14 protein-coding genes are annotated in these 17,908 nt (G+C 73.0%); 2 read left to right on the plus strand and 12 right to left on the minus strand.

The genetic code is table 11. The features are described from left to right. A complete protein-coding gene (locus tag ACIP8Z_RS02095) occupies positions 1-1,557 on the minus strand; it encodes an acyl-CoA synthetase (protein WP_402077552.1) in 1,557 nt (518 codons plus the stop codon). Next, positions 1,554-2,663 (minus strand): NAD(P)H-dependent flavin oxidoreductase, encoded by a 1,110-nt coding sequence (locus ACIP8Z_RS02100; RefSeq protein ID WP_402077555.1) that lies wholly within the window; start codon positions 2,661-2,663, stop codon positions 1,554-1,556. The genes ACIP8Z_RS02095 and ACIP8Z_RS02100 overlap by 4 nt, the downstream gene beginning before the upstream one ends. 172 nt (positions 2,664-2,835) lie before the next feature. On the opposite strand from ACIP8Z_RS02100, the gene ACIP8Z_RS02105 reads away from it, so the two are divergent. Beyond that, positions 2,836-4,656, plus strand: a complete 1,821-nt coding sequence (locus ACIP8Z_RS02105) for a serine hydrolase (RefSeq protein ID WP_402077558.1) — start codon at positions 2,836-2,838, stop codon at positions 4,654-4,656. Between the two features lie 173 nt (positions 4,657-4,829). On the opposite strand, the gene ACIP8Z_RS02110 is transcribed toward ACIP8Z_RS02105, so the two are convergent. The 8 genes from ACIP8Z_RS02110 to ACIP8Z_RS02145 all read right to left on the minus strand — a co-directional run bounded on the left by ACIP8Z_RS02110 (position 4,830) and on the right by ACIP8Z_RS02145 (position 15,494). Then, positions 4,830-5,606: an alpha/beta fold hydrolase gene (locus ACIP8Z_RS02110; protein ID WP_402077560.1), complete on the minus strand. Its 777-nt coding sequence runs from the start codon at positions 5,604-5,606 to the stop codon at positions 4,830-4,832. A gap of 79 nt (positions 5,607-5,685) precedes the next feature. Beyond that, complete coding sequence (locus ACIP8Z_RS02115) at positions 5,686-6,594, minus strand: LysR family transcriptional regulator (protein WP_402077562.1); 909 nt, start codon at positions 6,592-6,594, stop codon at positions 5,686-5,688. A gap of 37 nt (positions 6,595-6,631) precedes the next feature. Then, complete coding sequence (locus tag ACIP8Z_RS02120) at positions 6,632-7,831, minus strand: glycine C-acetyltransferase (RefSeq protein WP_319312267.1); 1,200 nt, start codon at positions 7,829-7,831, stop codon at positions 6,632-6,634. Positions 7,832-7,834: 3 nt separating this feature from the next. Next, positions 7,835-8,869, minus strand: coding sequence for an L-threonine 3-dehydrogenase (gene tdh / locus ACIP8Z_RS02125; RefSeq protein ID WP_030314723.1), 1,035 nt, complete (start codon positions 8,867-8,869; stop codon positions 7,835-7,837). 188 nt (positions 8,870-9,057) lie between these two features. After that, on the minus strand, positions 9,058-10,650 hold the full coding sequence (locus tag ACIP8Z_RS02130) for a phytoene desaturase family protein (RefSeq protein ID WP_402077564.1): 1,593 nt from the start codon (positions 10,648-10,650) through the stop codon (positions 9,058-9,060). A gap of 183 nt (positions 10,651-10,833) precedes the next feature. Then, positions 10,834-13,152 carry a tetratricopeptide repeat protein gene (locus tag ACIP8Z_RS02135; protein ID WP_402077566.1) on the minus strand — a complete coding sequence of 773 codons (2,319 nt, stop codon included), beginning with the start codon at positions 13,150-13,152 and terminating at the stop codon, positions 10,834-10,836. Between the two features lie 25 nt (positions 13,153-13,177). Beyond that, on the minus strand, positions 13,178-14,041 hold the full coding sequence (locus ACIP8Z_RS02140) for an oxygenase MpaB family protein (protein WP_402077569.1): 864 nt from the start codon (positions 14,039-14,041) through the stop codon (positions 13,178-13,180). Positions 14,042-14,123: 82 nt separating this feature from the next. Beyond that, entirely contained in the window at positions 14,124-15,494 is a 1,371-nt protein-coding gene (locus ACIP8Z_RS02145; RefSeq protein ID WP_402077571.1) for an FAD-binding oxidoreductase, read from the minus strand. 209 nt (positions 15,495-15,703) lie between these two features. On the opposite strand from ACIP8Z_RS02145, the gene ACIP8Z_RS02150 reads away from it, so the two are divergent. Beyond that, positions 15,704-15,985, plus strand: a complete 282-nt coding sequence (locus ACIP8Z_RS02150; RefSeq protein ID WP_319312257.1) for a pyrimidine/purine nucleoside phosphorylase — start codon at positions 15,704-15,706, stop codon at positions 15,983-15,985. 185 nt (positions 15,986-16,170) lie between these two features. Here the strand turns inward: ACIP8Z_RS02150 and ACIP8Z_RS02155 are convergent, their stop codons facing one another. Both ACIP8Z_RS02155 and ACIP8Z_RS02160 read right to left on the minus strand, forming a co-directional pair. After that, positions 16,171-17,433: an MFS transporter gene (locus ACIP8Z_RS02155; protein ID WP_402077573.1), complete on the minus strand. Its 1,263-nt coding sequence runs from the start codon at positions 17,431-17,433 to the stop codon at positions 16,171-16,173. Between the two features lie 7 nt (positions 17,434-17,440). Next, positions 17,441-17,908: an ArsI/CadI family heavy metal resistance metalloenzyme gene (locus ACIP8Z_RS02160; protein WP_402077575.1), complete on the minus strand. Its 468-nt coding sequence runs from the start codon at positions 17,906-17,908 to the stop codon at positions 17,441-17,443.

The following is a 17,908-nucleotide window of genomic DNA, read 5'->3' on the forward strand; positions in this document are numbered from 1 at the left end:
TCAGAGCGGGCGCTCGTGGCCCTCCCAGTACGGGTCGCGCAGGCGGCGCTTGTACAGCTTGCCGTTGGGGTCGCGCGGCATGGTCTGGACGAAGTCGACCGACTTCGGGCGTTTGAAGCCGGCGAGACGATCGGCGCAGTGGGCCAGGATCTCCTCGGCGAGCGCCTTCCCGGGCGCGTGCCCCTCGGCGGCCTCGACGACCGCCTTGACCTCCTCGCCCCAGTCGGCGTGCGGAATGCCGAAGGCGGCGGCGTCGGCGACGGCGGGGTGGGCGAGGAGGGCGGCCTCGATCTCGGCCGGGTAGATGTTGACCCCGCCGGAGATGATCATGTCGATCTTGCGGTCCCGCAGGAAGAGATAGCCGTCCTCGTCGAGGACGCCGAGGTCCCCGACGGTGAAGAAGTCGCCGATGCGGTTCTTCGCGGTCTTCGCCTCGTCCTTGTGGTACTGGAATCCGCCGGTGTTCATCTTCAGGTAGACGGTGCCGAGTTCACCCGGCGGCAGCCGGACCCCGTCGTCGTCGAAGACGGCCAGTTCGCTGATGGGCCAGGCCCGGCCGACCGTCCCGGGCTTCTTCAGCCACTCCTCGGCGGTCGCGAAGGCGCCGCCGCCCTCGCTCGCGGCGTAGTACTCCTCGACGCACCGGCCCCACCAGTCGATCATCGCCCGTTTGACGTGCTCGGGGCACGGTGCGGCGCCGTGGATGGCGTGTCGCATCGAGGAGACGTCGTACCGGTTCCGTACCTCCTCCGGCAGCGAGAGCAGGCGGTGGAACTGGGTGGGGACCATGTGGGTGTGGGTGCAGTCGTACCGGTCGATCAGACGGAGCATCTCCTCGGGCGTCCACCGGTCCATCAGGACCAGTGGGTGCCCGATGTGCAGGGCGGCGGCAGCGAACTGGAGCACCGCTGTGTGGTAGAGCGGCGAGCAGACGAGGTGGACGTTCCCGTCGGCCGGCCGGATGCCGAAGATGCCGAGGAAGCCACCGAGATGGGTCTCCTCGGGGAGCTTCCCGGGGAGCGGGCGGCGGATGCCCCGGGGGCGTCCGGTGGTGCCGGAGGTGTAGTTCATGACCCAGCCGAGGGTGCGGTCGGCGGGCGGGCTCGCGTCCTGTCCTTCGAGCAGGTCGCCGTACGCGCGGAAGCCGGGGATCGTCCCGACGGCGTACCGGTGGGTGGCGGGCAGGCCCGCCTCGTCGGCGGCGAGGGTCACGGCCTCGGCGAACCGCTCGTGGGCGACGAGGACCTTGGCGCCGGAGTCGGCGACGATCCAGGCGATCTCGGGTCCGACGAAGTGGTGGTTGACCGGGACGAGGTAGAACCCCGCCTGGCTGGCGGCGAGATGGGCGGTGAAGAACTCCGGCCCGTTGGGCAGGACGACGGCGAACGCGTCGCCGCGTTCGAGGCCGGCCGCCCGCAGCCCGTGGACCATCCGGTTGGCCTCGGCGTGCAGCCGGCCGGCGGTCCACTCCTCGCCGTCGGGTGCGATCAGGACCGTACGGCCGGGGTCGGCGGTGGCCTGGGCCCAGAATCCGGTGGCTGCGGCTGACTGGCTCATGCCTCGCTCCGTCCGGCGATGCGGTTGATGCGGTCGACGGCCTTCTCGAAGCCGCGGGTGAGCTCGTCCACGACCTGCTGGACGCTGCGCTCGGAGTTCATCCGGCCGACGATCTGCCCGACGGGGGTGCCGAGCAGCGGTTCGACCTCGTACCGCTGGATACGGGAGACGGCCTCGGCGACCAGCAGTCCCTGGAGCGGCATGGGGAGCGGGCCGGGGCCCGCCGGGTCGTCCCAGGCGTCGGTCCACTCGGTGCGGAGCTGCCGGGCGGGCTTGCCCGTCAGGGCGCGGGAGCGGACGGTGTCGCCGGAACCGGCGGCGAGGAGCTTGGCGGTGAGGGCGCGGGAGTGCAGGTCGGCCTCGGTGGTGGTGAGCCATACCGAGCCGAGCCAGACGCCCTGGGCGCCGAGGGCGAGTCCGGCGGCGATCTGCTCGCCGCTGCCGATGCCGCCGGCGGCGAGCACGGGCAGCGGGGACACGGCGTCGACGACCTCGGGGGTGAGCACCATGGAGGCGATCTCGCCGGTGTGGCCTCCGGCCTCGTAGCCCTGGGCGACGACGACGTCGATCCCTGCGTCGGCGTGGTGGCGGGCGTGCCGGGCGCTCCCGGCGAGGGCGGCGACGAGGACGCCGTGGTCGTGGGCGCGGGCGACGACGTCCGGGGGCGGGGAGCCGAGGGCGTTGGCGAGGAGTTTGATCGGGTAGTCGAAGGCCACGTCGAGCTGGTTGCGGGCGACCTGCTCCATCCAGCCGGTGATGCGCCAGCCGGAGGCCTCGCCCTCGGCGAGTTCGGGCACGCCGTGCTTGGTGAGCGTGGCGCGGACGAACGCCCGGTGCTCCTCCGGGATCATGGCCTCGACCTCGGCCTCGGTGACGCCTTCCACCTTCTTGGCGGGCATCACGACGTCGAGGCCGTAGGGCAGGCCGTCGGTGTGGTCCTGCATCCAGTCGAGGTCGCGGGCGAGGTCGTCGGGGGCGGTGTAGCGGACCGCGCCGAGGACGCCGAACCCGCCCGCTCTGGTCAGTGCGGCGGCCACCGCGGGGAAGGGCGTGAAGCCGAAGATGGCGTGCTCGATCCCCAGGGTGCGACTCAGCTCCGTCTTCATGGGCGGCAGGATGCCGCAGCGGCGCGACGGAGGGAAGAGGTTTTCTGATGCATCGTCAGATTCTTTGGAGCGCCGGACGCTTCCGCGACGCCCCTCGGCTCCGGTAAGAAAGTTTCAGATCTTTCCGGCGTGGCTGAAGTTTTCTTTCAAGAGGCTGTGGGAGAGGGTGGGCATGACGGAGGAGTCCAGGAGGGGCCGGGGCCCGAGCCGCCGGGCGTTCGGCGGCGGAGTCCTCGCCCTGGGAGGTGCGCTGATGATCGGTTCGATTCCGGGGGCCGCGGCGGCGCCGGAACCGGGGCCGGGCCCGGGAAGCAGCGGAGCGGGGAGCCCGGGAGCGGCCGAGGGTGGTGCCGCCTCCGGCGCGCGCGGGACCATCCTGCGACGCGGGTCCGCCGCGCGGGCGGGGCTCCTGCCGGAGCACCTGGACCGGCTGGTCACGGATGCCGAGGCCTTCCTCGGCCCCTCCCCCAGGCACCCCTGGTACGCGGGCGCCGTCCTGCTCGCCGGGCGGGGCGGGACGGTGGCCCTGCACCGGCCGATCGGCATGGCCGTGCGGTACGCGTCGTACGACGAGAAGACCGACACCGGCGTGGAGCTGCCGCCGCACGAGCAGGTCCCGATGACCGAGGACACCGTCTTCGACCTGGCGTCGGTCTCGAAGCTCTTCACCTCGATCCTCGCCGTGCAGCAGATCGAGCGCGGGGCGCTGGAGCTTGAGGCGAGGGTCACCGCGTACCTGCCGGAGTTCGGCGGCGGCGGGAAGCAGGACGTCACGGTCCGTCAGCTGCTCACCCACACCTCGGGGTTCCGGGCGTGGATCCCGCTGTACAAGGCGCCGACGCGGGAGGGGAAGCTGCGGCTGATCTGGGACGAGGTCCCGGCGAACCCGCCGGGGTCGGCGTACCTCTACTCGGATCTGAATCTGATCACGCTCCAGCTGATCCTGGAGAAGATCACCGGTCTCGGTCTGGAGGTACTGCTCCACGACGAGATCACCGCTCCGCTCGGGATGCACCGCACTCGTTTCAATCCACCGCTCTCCTGGCGGCCGGGGATCGCCGCCACCGAGGACGCCCGCCCGCCGTGGTCCGGTCTCGACCGGGGCATGGTGCGGGGCGAGGTCCACGACGAGAACGCCCACAGCCTGGGCGGGGTCGCGGGCCACGCCGGGATCTTCTCCCGCGCCTGGGACCTCGCGATCCTCGCCCGCACCCTGCTCAACGGCGGTGCGTACGGCAAGGCCCGCATCCTCTCCCCCGCCTCGGTGGAGCTGATGTTCACCGACTTCAACACCGCCTTCCCCGGCGACGAGCACGGGCTCGGCTTCGAGCTCCACCAGCACTGGTACATGGGCGCGATGGCCACGCCCCGGACGGCCGGACACACCGGGTTCACCGGCACCAGCCTGGTCCTCGACCCGACCACCGACGCCTTCCTGATCGTCCTCGGCAACTCCGTGCACCCGGTGCGTTCCTGGCGCTCGGGGTCGGCTCCCCGCGTCGCCGCGGCGGACAACCTGGCCCGCGCCGTCCCCGTCCGCCCCGCCCGTGGCCGTACGTCCTGGTTCTCCGGCATGGCGAGCGCCACGACCGCCACCCTGACGCTCCCTCATGTACCGCGCGCCGCACGCCTGGAGTGCGCGCTGTGGTGGGACACCGAGCCGGGCGCCGACACGGCCGTCCTGGAGGCCTCGGCCGACGGCGGCACGACCTGGCGGCCGGTTCCCTTCACCACCGACGGACGCACGGAGCACCCGGCGGGCGCGGCGGGCGGCTGGTCAGGGCGCGTCTGGCACACCGTGTCCGCCCCGCTGTCCGGGACGGACGCCCTCCTGCGCTGGCGGTACACGACGGACCAGCGGTACGTGGGACGGGGCGTGTACGTGGACGGGCTGCGGCTCCTCGACGGAGCGGGGCGCCCGGTGTTCGACGAGGCGCGGCCGGCGGACGGGGCGCGGATCGAGGCGAACGGCTGGAGCAGGTCGGCCGATTGAGCCCGCCGGTCCCTGTGATGACCGAACCGAGCCCCTCGGCGGGCGGCGGCCGGTGGGCGCGCCGCGCGTCGGCCGGGGGTTCGGATCGAAGGACTCGTACCGAAGGGCTCGTACCGAAGGGCTCGGGTCCTGAGGTTCGGGCCGAAGGTGCTCGGGTCCTGGGCCTCCGGGGCTCAGGCCGCCTCCGCGTACAGCTCCTCGATCAGACGGGCGACGTGCTCCGGCTCCCGGAGCGTCGGGTAGTGGTCGGAGGCGGACAGCCGGACGAGACGGCAGCCCGGGATGCGTTCGGCCATCTCCTCGTTGCAGCGCACGACCTCCGGCCGGTCCAGCTCACCCAGCGCGAGCAGGGTCGGGGCGGCGATCTCCCCGAGCCGGTCGAAGGCGGGCGGGCCGGTGAGCTGGTGGCCGATGTTGCTGAACCAGGCGGGCAGCACGGCCCGGCAGAGGGCGGCCGCGACCGGGTCGGACTCGGGGGTGCCGCCGCCGGCCTTCGCCCACGCGCGGAGGCCGAGCCGGACGATGCCCTCCATGTCGCCGGCCCTGGCCAGCGGCTCCAGGCGCTCGAAGAACTCTCCCGTGGCCAGCCCCTCGTACCCGGAGACACCGGGAACGAGGAGGGCGAGGCCCGCCACCCGCTCGGGCGCCTCCAGGGCGAAGTCGACCGAGGTGGCTCCGCCCATGCTGGAGCCCACGAGCACCGCCCGCTCGATCGCGAAGTGGTCGAGGACCCCTTCCAGATCGCGGACCGGGGAGTACTCGGCGGTGGGCGCGGGCGAGCGGCCGTATCCCCGCACGTCGTAGCGGATCACCCGGCGCCCCGCGGTGAGCGCCGGCAGGACCGGGTCCCACACCACGGAGTCACCGACGCCGGGATGGAGCAGGACCAGCGGCAGGCCGTCCCCTCCCGCGTCGTCCGCCCAGACCTCGCCCTGACTGACCCGCACCATGGTTTCCACGGTTCCCCAGTCTGGTGGGGTCCGCGGGGCGCCGCCAGGACCCGAACGGTGTGTGGCGACATCGCGCCGGTCAGGCGCCGGATTCCGACGCCACGCCCAGGGCGGTCAGGACGGGGCTGATCAGGGGGTGGTCCTCCGCGCCCCGCCGGACGGCGGCGAAGACCCTCCGGGTCGGGGCGACGCCCTCGATCGGCCGGACCTCCACGCCCGTGAGGTCCATGCCGCGCAGGGCCGAACGCGGCACGAGCGCCACGCCGGCGGACGCGGCCGCGAGGGCGACGACGGCGCGGAAGTCGTCGGACGAGTGCTCCGGGTTCAGCGTGAACCCGGCGTATTCGCAGGCCAGGACGGTGACGTCATGGCAGGGGTTACCGGCGGACTGGCCGATCCAGGCGTCCTTCGCGAGGTCGCCGAGCGCGACCCGCTCGCCGTCCGCCAGCGGGTGGCCGGGCGGCAGGACCGCGTCGAAGGGCTCCGCGTAGAGCGGGACGCGGGTGAGGCGGGCGTCGTCCTCGCCCGGTGCGCCCCGGTACTCGACCGCGACGGCCACGTCGACCTGCCGGTCGAGGACCATCATCAGGCTCTCGTCTCCCTCGGCGTCCCGCACCCGGACCCGGATGCCGGGGGCCGAGCCGGCCAGTGCCCTGATGGCCGGGGCCACCACGAGCCCGATGCCGGTGGCGAAGGCGGCGACCGTGACCGTACCGGCCTCGCCGGAGCCGTAGGCGGCGAGCTCCGACTCGGCGCGCTCCAACTGGGCCAGGACGGCGTTGGCGTGGCTGAGCAGGATCTCGCCCGCCGGGGTGAGGCGGGCGCCGCGGGCGCTGCGGTCCACCAGACGGTGGCCGGTCTCCTGCTCCAGGGCGGCGAGCTGCTGGGAGACGGCGGAGGGGGTGAGATAGAGCGCGGCGGCCGCCGCCGTGACCGTGCGGTGGTCGGCCACCGCACGGAGGATGTGCAACCGCCGCGCTTCGATCATTCCCCCAGTCTCGCAGGCCACGGGGCCCGCGCCCGCCTCAGCCCCGCAGGGCGGCGCGGGCGTCGACGAAGGCGTCGACGGCCCGGTTCACGTCCTCCGTGGAGTGGGCGGCCGAGAGCTGGACGCGGATGCGGGCCTGGCCCTGCGGCACGACCGGGTACGAGAAGCCGATCACGTACACGCCGCGCTCCAGGAGCAGCTCGGCCATGCGGCCGGCCTCGGACGCGTCGCCGATCATGACGGGGGCGATGGCGTGGTCGCCGGGGAGGATGTCGAAGCCCTCCGCCGTCATCCGGGTCCGGAACAGCTCGGTGTTGGCGCGCAGCCGCTCGCGCAGGTCACCGGCGGACTCCAGCAGGTCGAGGACCTTGAGGGAGGCGGCGGCGATCACCGGGGCGAGGGTGTTCGAGAAGAGGTACGGGCGGGAGCGCTGGCGCAGCAGGGCGACGATCTCGGCACGGGCCGCGACGTAGCCGCCGGAGGCGCCGCCGAGGGCCTTGCCGAGGGTGCCGGTGATGATGTCGACGCGGTCCATCACGCCGTGCAGCTCGGGGGTGCCGCGGCCGCCGGGGCCGACGAAGCCGACGGCGTGCGAGTCGTCGACCATGACCATGGCGTCGTAGCGCTCGGCCAGGTCGCAGATCTCGCCGAGCGGGGCGACGTAGCCGTCCATGGAGAAGACGCCGTCGGTGACGATGAGCTTGCGCCGGGCGCCGCCCTCCGTGGCCTCCTTGAGCTGCTGCTCCAGGTCGGCCATGTCGCGGTTGGCGTAGCGGAAGCGGCGGGCCTTGGAGAGGCGGATGCCGTCGATGATCGACGCGTGGTTGAGGGCGTCGGAGATGACGGCGTCCTCGGCGCCCAGGATCGTCTCGAAGACACCGCCGTTGGCGTCGAAGCAGGAGGAGTAGAGGATCGTGTCCTCCTGGCCGAGGAAGGAGGAGAGGCGCGCCTCCAGCTCCTTGTGCACCTCCTGCGTGCCGCAGATGAAGCGGACGGACGCCATGCCGTAGCCCCAGCGGTCGAGCGCCTCGTGGGCGGCGGCGACGACCTCGGGGTGGTCGGCGAGGCCCAGGTAGTTGTTGGCGCAGAAGTTGAGCACCTCGCCCGGACGGCCTCCCGAGGTGACGGCGACGGTGGCCGACTGGGGGGTGCCGATGACGCGCTCGGGCTTGTGGAGTCCGGCCTTCTGGATCTCGTCGAGAGTGGCTCGGATGTCGTCGCGTACGGAATCGAACATGGGTCAGGCTCCCGCAGTCCAGTCGAGGATGATCTTGCCGCTCTTGCCGGAGGCCGCGTCGTCGAAGGCGGCCTCGAAGTCGGTGTACGCGTACCGTCCGGTGACGACGGGCGAGAGGTCGAGTCCGCCCTCCAGGAGCACCGACATCGCGTACCAGGTCTCGAACATCTCGCGGCCGTAGATGCCCTTGATCGTGATCATGGAGGTGACGATCTTCGCCCAGTCGACGGCGAAGTCCTCGCTGGGCAGGCCCAGCATGGCGATCTTGCCGCCGTGGGTCATGTTGGCGACCATGTCGCGCATCGCGCGCGGGTTGCCGGACATCTCCAGGCCGACGTCGAAACCCTCCTTGAGGCCGAGGGTGCGCTGGCCGTCGGCGATGGTCTGCTCGGCGACGTTGAGGGCGAGCGTGACGCCCGTCTTGCGCGCCAGGGCGAGGCGCTCCTCGCTGACGTCGGTGATCATGACGCTGCGGGCGCCGGCGTGCTTGGCGACGGCGGCGGCCATGATGCCGATCGGACCCGCACCGGTGACGAGGACGTCCTCGCCGACGAGCGGGAAGGAGAGCGCCGTGTGCACGGCGTTGCCGAAGGGGTCGAAGATCGCGGCGATGTCGAGGTCGACGGGGACGCGGTGCACCCACACGTTGGAGGCGGGCAGCGCCACGTACTCGGCGAAGGCGCCGTCCCGGCCGACGCCGAGGCCGATGGTGGCGCGGCAGAGGTGGCGGCGGCCGGCCAGACAGTTGCGGCACTTGCCGCAGACGAGGTGGCCCTCGCCGCTGACCAGGTCGCCGACGGTGATGTCGGCGACGTCACGGCCGACGGAGACGACCTCGCCGACGAACTCGTGGCCGAGGGTCAGGGGCGTGGCGATCGTCTTCTGCGCCCAGCCGTCCCAGGACCGGATGTGCAGGTCGGTCCCGCAGATACCGGTCCGCAGCACCTTGATGAGTACGTCGCCGGGACCGGTCTCCGGCTCGGGCACGTCCGTGAGCCAGAGTCCCGGCTCCGCCTTCAGCTTGACCAACGCCTTCAATGCCACGGCTCCCGACGTGCGTGTCCTGTGATGTGCGGGGTACGGGCACGGCAGCGCGCCCAAGATCCCTGGAACAGAATCTTCCGTACGGAGCGCTCGCGGTCCATCGAGGATTTCTTAAGCGCGCTCGCAGATCAGCTTCACACCACAGGCGGGGGCGGGGCGACGTCAACGCGTCCGCTCGGGCGTCACCGTCCCAGCGCCGCCATCGCCGCGTTGTGGCCGGGGATGCCGCTCACTCCGCCGCCCCGGATCGCGCCCGCGCCGCACAGCAGCACGTTGGGGTGCCGGGTCTCCACGCCCCAGCGACCGGCGCCCGCGTCCGTGGCCGCGCCCACGTCCTCCGCCCCGTACGGGAAGGACAGGTCGCGGTGGAAGATGTGGCCGCCCGGGAGGCGCAGCTCGCGTTCGAGGTCGAGCGGGGTCTTCGCCTCGATGCAGGGACGGCCGTCCGCGTCGAGGGCGAGGCAGTCGGCGATCGGCTCGTCGAGGTGGGCGTCGAGCTGGTCGAGGGTCGCCGCGAGCAGCGCGGCGCGGGTGCCGTCGTTGTCGGCGGCGAACAGCCGGGCGGGGGTGTGCAGCCCGAACAGGGTGAGGGTGTGGTGGCCCGCGGCGGCGAGTTCGGGGCCGAGGATCGTCGGGTCGGTCAGGGAGTGGCAGTAGATCTCGGAGGGCGGCGCGGAGGGCAGCCGGCCGGCGGCGGCCTCGGCGTGGGCGGTGGCGAGCCCGCCGTACCCCTCGGCGATGTGGAAGGTGCCGGCGAAGGCCTCGTGCGGGTCGACGGAGCGGTCGCGGAGCTTCGGCAGCCGGGTCAGCAGCATGTTGACCTTGAGCTGGGCGCCTTCGGGGGCGGGCGGGGGCGGATCGCCGAGGAGGGCGGCGAGGTCGCGGGGTGAGGCGTTGACGAGGACGTGGCCGGCCTCGACGGTGCCCTCGCCGTCGGCGGCACGGAAGGTGATCGCGGCGCGCTGCCCGTCGGTCTCGATCCGGGTGACCTCGTGGCCGGTGCGGATGTCGGCCCCGGCGGCGCGGGCCGCGTCGGCGAGGGCGTCGGTGAGGGCTCCCATGCCGCCGACGGGTACGTCCCAGTCGCCGGTGCCGCCGCCGATGACGTGGTAGAGGAAACAGCGGTTCTGCAGGAGCGTCGGGTCGTGGGCGTCGGAGAAGGTGCCGATGAGGGCGTCGGTGAGGACGACGCCGCGGACGAGGTCGTCGGCGAACTCCCGCTCGACGGTGACGCCCAGCGGTTCCTCGAAGAGCATCCGCCAGGTGTCGGCGTCGTCCACGCGGGCGCGGAGCGCGGCGCGGGTGGGGAGGGGTTCCGTGAGGGTGGGGAAGATCCGGCGGGCGGCGCGTCCGGTGCGCTCGTAGAAGGCCTGCCAGGCCTCGTACTCGCGGTCGGACCCGGTGAGTTCGGCGAAGGAGGCGCGGGTGCGGTCGGCGCCGCCGCCGACGAGCAGGCCGCCGTCGCCCTTCGGGGTGTACGAGGAGATGGACCGCTTCCGTACGGCGAACCGCAGCCCGAGGTCGCGCACGATCTTCTCCGGAAGGAGCGAGACGAGGTACGAGTACCGGGAGAGGCGCGCGTCGACCCCGGCGAACGGCCGGGTGGACACGGCCGCCCCACCGGTGGAGCCGAGCCGCTCCAGGACGAGCACGGAACGCCCGGCACGGGCGAGGTAGGCGGCGGCGACGAGGCCGTTGTGCCCTCCGCCGACGACGACGGCGTCGTACGAGCGGGAGGCGGGCCGGGCATCCGGGAGCAGGTCGGGGGCAGTCATGGCTCATGCTCACACGGGGGCGACGGCCGGGGAAGAGGCCGGCACGACGGCCGCTCAGGTCTGCGGCGGCGCGAAAGCCGCCCGGACCGGGGGCGGGGCGAAAGCCGCGACCCTGGGCGGGGCGAAAGCCGCGACCCTGGGCGGGGCGAAAGCCGCCCAGGTCCGCTGCGGCGCCGTGGCCGGTCAGGTCCGGGGCTGTGTGGTGGCCACTCTCAGGTGGAGGGCGGCGGCCTCGGCGTGGCGGCCCAGGCGCTCCAGGCAGTGGGCCTCGTCGTCCAGGGCCGCCAGGGTGTCGGGGTGGGCCGGGCCGATGAGGCGGGTGCGGGCGGCGGCGACCGCGCTGTGCGCGGCGAGCGCCTCCTCCCAGCGGCCGAGGCGGCCGAGGGCGACGGCGGTCTCCCGGCGGCTCAGGAGGGTGTCCAGGTGGTCGGGCCCGAGGACCCGCTCCCGGTCCGCGTGGACGCTCTCGGACTCGGTGAGCGCCTCGGGCCAGCGGTCGAGGCGGCCGAGGTTGACGGCCAGGGCGTGGCGGGCGCGGAGGGTCTCGGGACCGTCGGCGCCCTGCGCGCGGGTGCGCGCGGCGACGAGGTCGCGGCAGACGCCCAGCGCGTCGGCGGCCTGCCCGAGCCGGCCGAGGAGGACGCCGGTCTCGTAGCGGGCGGCGAGGGTGTCCGGGTGGTCGGGCCCGAGGGCGGTGGCGCGCGCGTCGGCGACCGCGCGGTACTGGGCGAGGGCCTCGTCGCCCCGCCCCAGCCGCCCGAGCGTGTACGCCACTTCGCGCCGGGTCACGAGCGTGTCGGGATGGTCCTCGCCGAGGAGCCTGGCCCGTGCCTCCGCGACCTCGCGCGCCGTGCGGTACGACTCCTCGAAGCGGCCCAGGCGGCCGAGCGTGAAGGCGAGGTTGTGGCGGCAGCGCAGGGTGTCCGGGTGGTCGGCGCCCACGGTGCGCTCGCGTGCGGCGAGGACGGTGACGTACACCTCGTACGCCTCGGGGTGCCGTCCCAGCCGGCCGAGCGCGTACGCCCGCTCCTGCCGGGCCGCGAGGGTGTCGGGGTGGTCCTCGCCGAGGACGCGCGCGCGGGTGGCGGCGACCATGCCGAAGACGCGCAGGGCGTCGGCGGGGCGGTCGAGCCGGGCGAGGGCGAAGCCGACCTCGTAGTGGCTGGCCAGGGTGTCCGGGTGGTCCTCGCCGAGGGCCGCCGAACGGTGCTCGGCGACGGACCGGTGCACGGACTCGGCCTCGTCCCAGCGGCCGAGCCGCCCGAGGCCCATGCCCGCCCGGTACCGGCCGGCGAGCACCGCGATCAGCTCCGCGGAGGCGGCGGGGCGCACCGGCGCGGGCTCGTGCCGCGCGGGCGCGCCGCCGGCGTCCGTGGCGGCGGTCGTCCACTCCGTGGTGAGGACGGCCGCGGCGGGGTCGTGGGCGACCGGGCGCGGCGCTCCGGCGGCGTCGGCGGGCCGGTGCCCGCCGGTGAGCGACCGGACCCACGCGGGCATGGGGGCGGTCGCGCCGGGATCGGCGCCGGGGACGGGGAGGGTTCCGGGCCCGGGCCCGGGGGCGGAACCGGACCGGGACGCGGAACCCGGCCCCGGGACGACGGTCGCCCCGGCCTGCGACGCGCCGGTGGCCTCCGTCCCCGGCAGGGACAGCGAGACCCGTCCGGTCACGATGCGGCGGCGCAGGTCTCCCGCGTCGGCCGGCCGCTCCGCCGGCGTCTTGGCGAGCAGGTCGACGACGATCCGGTCGAAGTAGTCCGGGAGTTCGGCGCGGTGCGCGCGCGGCGGGCTCGGCACCGTGTCACGGTGTCCGATGAGGATCGCCCAGGAGTCGCCCAGGTCGAAGGGCGGGACGCCGGTGGCGAGTTCGTACAGCACGCACCCCAACGAGTAGAGGTCGCTGCGGTGGTCGACCTCGCCGCCGCCGATCTGCTCGGGCGACATGTAGTGGGGCGTGCCCATGGCGATGCCCGTGCCGGTGAGCTTGGACGTGAAGCCCACGTCCGCGCCGAGGCGCGCTATGCCGAAGTCGCAGATCTTCACCGTCCCGTCCCGCAGCCGCATGATGTTCGCGGGCTTCAGGTCGCGGTGCACGATCCCGTGCCGGTGGGTGTACGCGAGGGCGTCGGCGACCTGGTCGGCGATCTCGACGACGTCGTGGACGGGCAGCGGGTGCTGGGCGTTGGCGGCGAGGAGCTGGCTGAGGTTGCGCCCTTCGAGGAGCTCCATGACGAGGAAGAGCACGCCGTCGTACTCGCCGAAGTCGTGCACCACGGTGATGCCCCGGTGCTGGAGCGCGGCGGCGACGCGCGCCTCGCGCCGGAACCGCTCGCGGACCACGGTGAGGACCTGCGGGTCCTGCTGCGGTCCGATCGGCTTGAGGCACTTCACGGCGACACCGCGGCCGAGCGCCTCGTCGGTGGCGCGCCACACCTCGCCCATGCCCCCGCGACCGATGACCTCGTGCAGGCGGTACCGGCCCTGGATCAGTCTGGAGTCCCCCATCGTGTGCTGCCGCCCCCGTCGATTTCTACGCCTTTCCCGGCTCCTCCAGTATGGACGCCGGTTCGGACAGTGGGTACGGGGCGGGGTACGCGTAAGGGTCGGGTCGTGTCCACGGGCCGAGCCGGTCGATGGCGCGGAGGATGTGCCCGGGCGGCAGCCGCCAGCGCAGGCGGGCGGGGATGCGGCGCAGCAGGTCGGCCGTGGTGACGAGGCGGCGGGTGACGGTCTCCGGCGGTGGCGCGGGACGGCCGTAGAGCGCGTGGGCGTAAGGGGGCAGAGTGTCGTACGCGAGCGCCGCGACGCGCCGCCAGATCACCTCGCGCGCCGGTACGAGCACGGGTTTCACCGGCGGCCGGCGCAGGAAGTCCTCGACGGTACGGGCGTCGGCGCCGGCCTCCAGCCGGGGCCGTACGGTCTCGAAGTAGGCGGTGAGCGCGGCGGTGGATCCGGGGACGGTGGCCGGGTCGAGCCCGACGAGCCGCGCCGAGGTGCGGTGTTCGTCGACGTACCGGTCGGCCTGGGCGTCGGTGAGCGGGATGCCCGAGCGGCGTGCGACCGTGAGGTACGAGTCGGTCTCGGCGCAGTGCACCCAGAGGAGCAGCTCCGGGTCGTCCACGCCGAGCCGCCGGTGGATCCGGCGCACCCGGGCCCCGGCGGCCTCGGCGGCCTCGGTGGTCCCGTAGCTCAGGGTCCCGACGAAGTCCGCGGTCCGCATGAGCCGTCCCCAGGGATCCTTCCGGAAGCCGCTGTTGATCATGACGCCGCGTACGGCGACGGGGTGCAGCGCCTGCAGCCACAGCGCCCGCACGCCCGCGATCCACATGATCGGGTCGCTGTGCACGTGCCAGGTCACGGAACGGGGTCCGAAGAGCCCCGGGTCGGCACTCATGAAGCGTCGTCCTCGCCCATACCGTTCAGGCTACGTCGGAACCGGCTCACCGTGACCGGTCGTGCACCCGGCGGCTCGGGCCTCAGGGCTCGATGTTCTGGTTGAGGTGGAACAGATTGTCCGGGTCGTACGTCCGCTTGACCTCGACCAGGCGGTCGTAGTTCGCCCCGTAGTTGGCTCTGATCCGGCCCCGGTCGTCGTCGGCCATGAAGTTGATGTAGCCGCCCTCCTCGGAGTGCGGGGCGGTGGCCTCGTAATAGTCGCGGACCCAGGCGATGTTGGCCTCGTTGACGGAGGGGTCGGGCCACATGCCGGCGATGACGGTGGCGAACGAGGCGTCCCGGTAGGCGAAGGCCGTGGCGTCCGGGGCGACGCGGTGGCAGGCGCCGTTGATCGGGTAGATGTGGACCGTCGAGTTCACGGCGGGCAGCCCGGGGGCGTGCTCGATGTGCGCCGCGATCGCGTCGTCGGTCAGCTCGGTCACGAAGTTGGCCTTCCAGTAGTGCTGGAGGCCGGGCGGTACGAGCGCGTCGAAGGCGCTGTTGAGCGCCGGGTACGGCATGGGACCGACGTGCTCGGCGACCACCGGGGCGAAGTCGTGGAAGGGCCGCAGGGCGTTCTCGCCCTCGTCGAGCGGTCCGGCCCAGCACGCCACGACCAGGGCGAAGGTGTCACCGTGCCGGTCCTCGGGGATGAACGGGAGCGGCGGGGCGATCTGGAAGGCGGGGAACCCGCCCAGTTGCTCCGGTGCGTCGGCGATGTGGTCGGCGAAGGCGCGCACCACGGTGGCCGCGTCCTCCAGTTCGAAGAGCATCGGTCCGCCGTAGATGTCCTTGACGGGCGCGAGCCGGTACTCGAACGAGGTCACGGCTCCGAAGTTGCCGCCGCCTCCGCGCAGGGCCCAGAACAGGTCGGCGTTCTGCTCCTCGTCGGCGACGAGGAGCCGGCCGTCCGCGGTCACCACATCGGCCGAGACGAGGTTGTCGCAGCTCAGGCCGAGCCCTCGGGCCAGGTAGCCGATGCCGCCGCCGAGGGTGAGTCCGCCGACGCCGGTGGTGGAGATGATCCCGCCGGTGGTGGCGAGGCCGAAGGGGTGGGTCGCGGCGTTGAAGTCGCCCCAGGTCGCCCCGCCCTCCGCGCGGGCCGTCCGCCGCACGGGGTCGACGCGGACGCCTCGCATTCCGGAGAGATCGGCGACGACCCCGTCGTCGCAGGTCCCGAAGCCCGGGACACTGTGCGCGCCGCCCCGGACCGCGAGATCGAGCCCGTTCTCGCGGGCGAAGTCGACCGCGGCCATGACGTCGCCCGCGTTGACGCAGCGCACGATCACGGCGGGTCTCTTGTCGATCATGGCGTTGTGCACCGTGCGCGCCTCGTCGAAGGCGTCGTCGTCGGCCGTGATGACCGTCCCGCGTACCCGTTCGCGCAGCTGGTCGTTCGAGAGCTTGCCCATGGCCACCGCTCCTCGTTCGAATCATTTCCACGCTACGCCGATGGCGCCGGGCCTCAACCGGAGCACGGACGCCGCCCGTTCCGTCCAGTACGTGAGACCGGGTCGGCCGGGGATTTGTCGGCTCCCGCCGGGCCCATAAAGTGCCCCTACGCGTGGCCGGTACACGATGCCCCGGCCACCCCTGTCGCCCGATTCGCATGAGGATGCCCATGTTTACGGTCAACGAGTACTTCGACGGCACGGTCACGTCGATCGCGTTCACGCAGGAGCAGGGCCCCGCGACCATCGGGGTCATGGCTCCCGGGGAGTACGAGTTCGGCACGGCCGCCGCGGAGATCATGCACGTGGTCAGCGGCGCCCTGACGGTGCGGCTGCCCGGCGCCGACGCCTGGGAGACGTTCGCCGCCGGGGATCACTTCAAGGTCCCCGGCGACAGCACGTTCCAGCTGCGGGTCGCGGTGGAGACCGCCTACCTCTGCGAGTACCGCTGACCCCGTCCGGCCCGGCGGCGCTTCGGGGCCGCCGGGGCGTCGCGCGGGGTGTCTGTGGCCAAGACTGCTCCTTGGCGCCAGGCAATGGTCGTGACCTGCGCTGATGCCAAGCAGTGCCAAGCGCCGGAGGGGCAGAGTCGCAGTGCTGGTCGGCACTTTGGTACAGCACACGTCACAAGGCGTTCTCACCATGAAGACTGCGGATCTGCGGCCGCGCGTCCGGATCGGACCTGGCTCCTGCCGCGTACCGATGTAGCCGTGGCCACGACAGCAGACGCCGCCGCGAGGCCGGCAAGCACTCCGAACAACTCCGGGTAGCCTCCAAGAACCGAGGCAAGGGTGGCTGCGGCGAAGGGCGCGAGAGCTGAGGCCGTCATGGCTGGGGCGCTGAGGGTCGCGGAGAGTCGGCCGTAGTGCTGTGTGCCCCAGCGGTCGGTGATCGCGGTCGCCTGGAGGAGGGTGAGGTTGCCGCGGACCATGCCTGCCGCGATCGACACCGCGATCACCAGGCCGTAGGGGCCCGGTGTGACGGCGAGTGCCGCGGTGGTCAGGGCGCCCAGTGCGATGAGGGTCGTGGTGCGGACTGTCGTGCCGGTGTGGCGGGCGAGCGGGGCGTAGAGCGTGCGGCCGAGGGTCTGGCCCGCGCCGCCGAGGCCGAGAGCCCAGGCCGCTTCGGATGTGGTGTAACCGCGTTCGAGCAGAAGCGGGACGAGCGTGACGACGACGGCGTACATCGCGAAGGACGACAGCGTGAACGCGGCGGCGAGCAGGAGGAACGGTCGGCTGCGGGCGACCGAGCCGGGGCTCGCGTCCGTACCGGCCAAGGAGGGTGGTGCTGGCGGCCAGGGTGCTTTGAGCGCGATCGCGTGGGCCGGGATGGTGACGGCGGCGAGGATCGCCGCCAGCACCAGATAGGTCTCGCGCCACGACAGTTGGTCGGCCAGGGCCGCGGTGAGCGGGGCGAAGACCGTGGAGGCGAGGCCGCCGGCAAGAGTGACGATCGTGAGGGCGCGGACGTGGTCAGGGGCCCACCAGCGGGTGAGTGCGGCGAACGCGGGCTGGTAGAAGGTGGCCGCCATGGCCAGCCCGCCCAGCAGCCACCCGGCGAAGAACACCGGAAGGTTCGGCGCCAGGGCCACGATCACCAGACTCAGGACCCCGGACACGGAGCCCGCCGTCATGACCGTGCGTGGGCCGCGGTGGTCGATGATGCGGCCCACGCGTATCCCGGCGATCCCGGAGACGACCAGGGCGAGCGAGAACGCCGCCATCGTGGCTCCGGTGGACCATCCGCTGTCAGCGGTGATCTGTGGGTTCAGGACCGGGAAGGCGTAGTAGACGATGCCCCAGCCGGTGATCTGGGTGGCACAGAGCGCGGGGAGAACGGCACGGGGCCGCGACCGGTCCCCTGCTCCGGTCGCGGCTCCGCGGGTGTGAAGGTGGGTCATCGAGAGATCAGCAGCATCCGCCGGCGGCGACCGGTTCACTCGCCTTGTTGTCGGCGGTGGCCGCTGTGCCGGCGCAGCAGGCGCTGCCCTGTTGCTCGGTCAGGGTGTCGGCGTCGGCTTTGACGACGTACACCTCCCACGGTTCGCGGCCGGGGCCGTGGACCCACACCTTGTCCTGGAGGGCGTAACAACAGGTGGTGTCGTTCTCCTCCGTCGTCGGCAGACCGGCCTCGCCCAGGCGGGCGGTGGCGGCGTGGACCGCCTCGGTGGTGTCGACCTCGACGCCGAGGTGGTCCAGACGGGTGTCCTCATTCTCGGCGCCTTCGACGAGGACGAGCTTGAGCGGCGGTTCCGCGATGGCGAAATTGGCGTAGCCGTCACGGAGCTTGGCCGGTTCGGTGCCGAAGAGCTTGGTGTAGAAGGCGATGGATGCCGCCAAGTCGGGAACGCGCAGGGCGAGCTGTACGCGGGACAT

Origin of the sequence: Streptomyces sp. NPDC088553, assembly GCF_044752965.1 — a bacterium.
Lineage (GTDB): Bacteria > Actinomycetota > Actinomycetes > Streptomycetales > Streptomycetaceae > Streptomyces.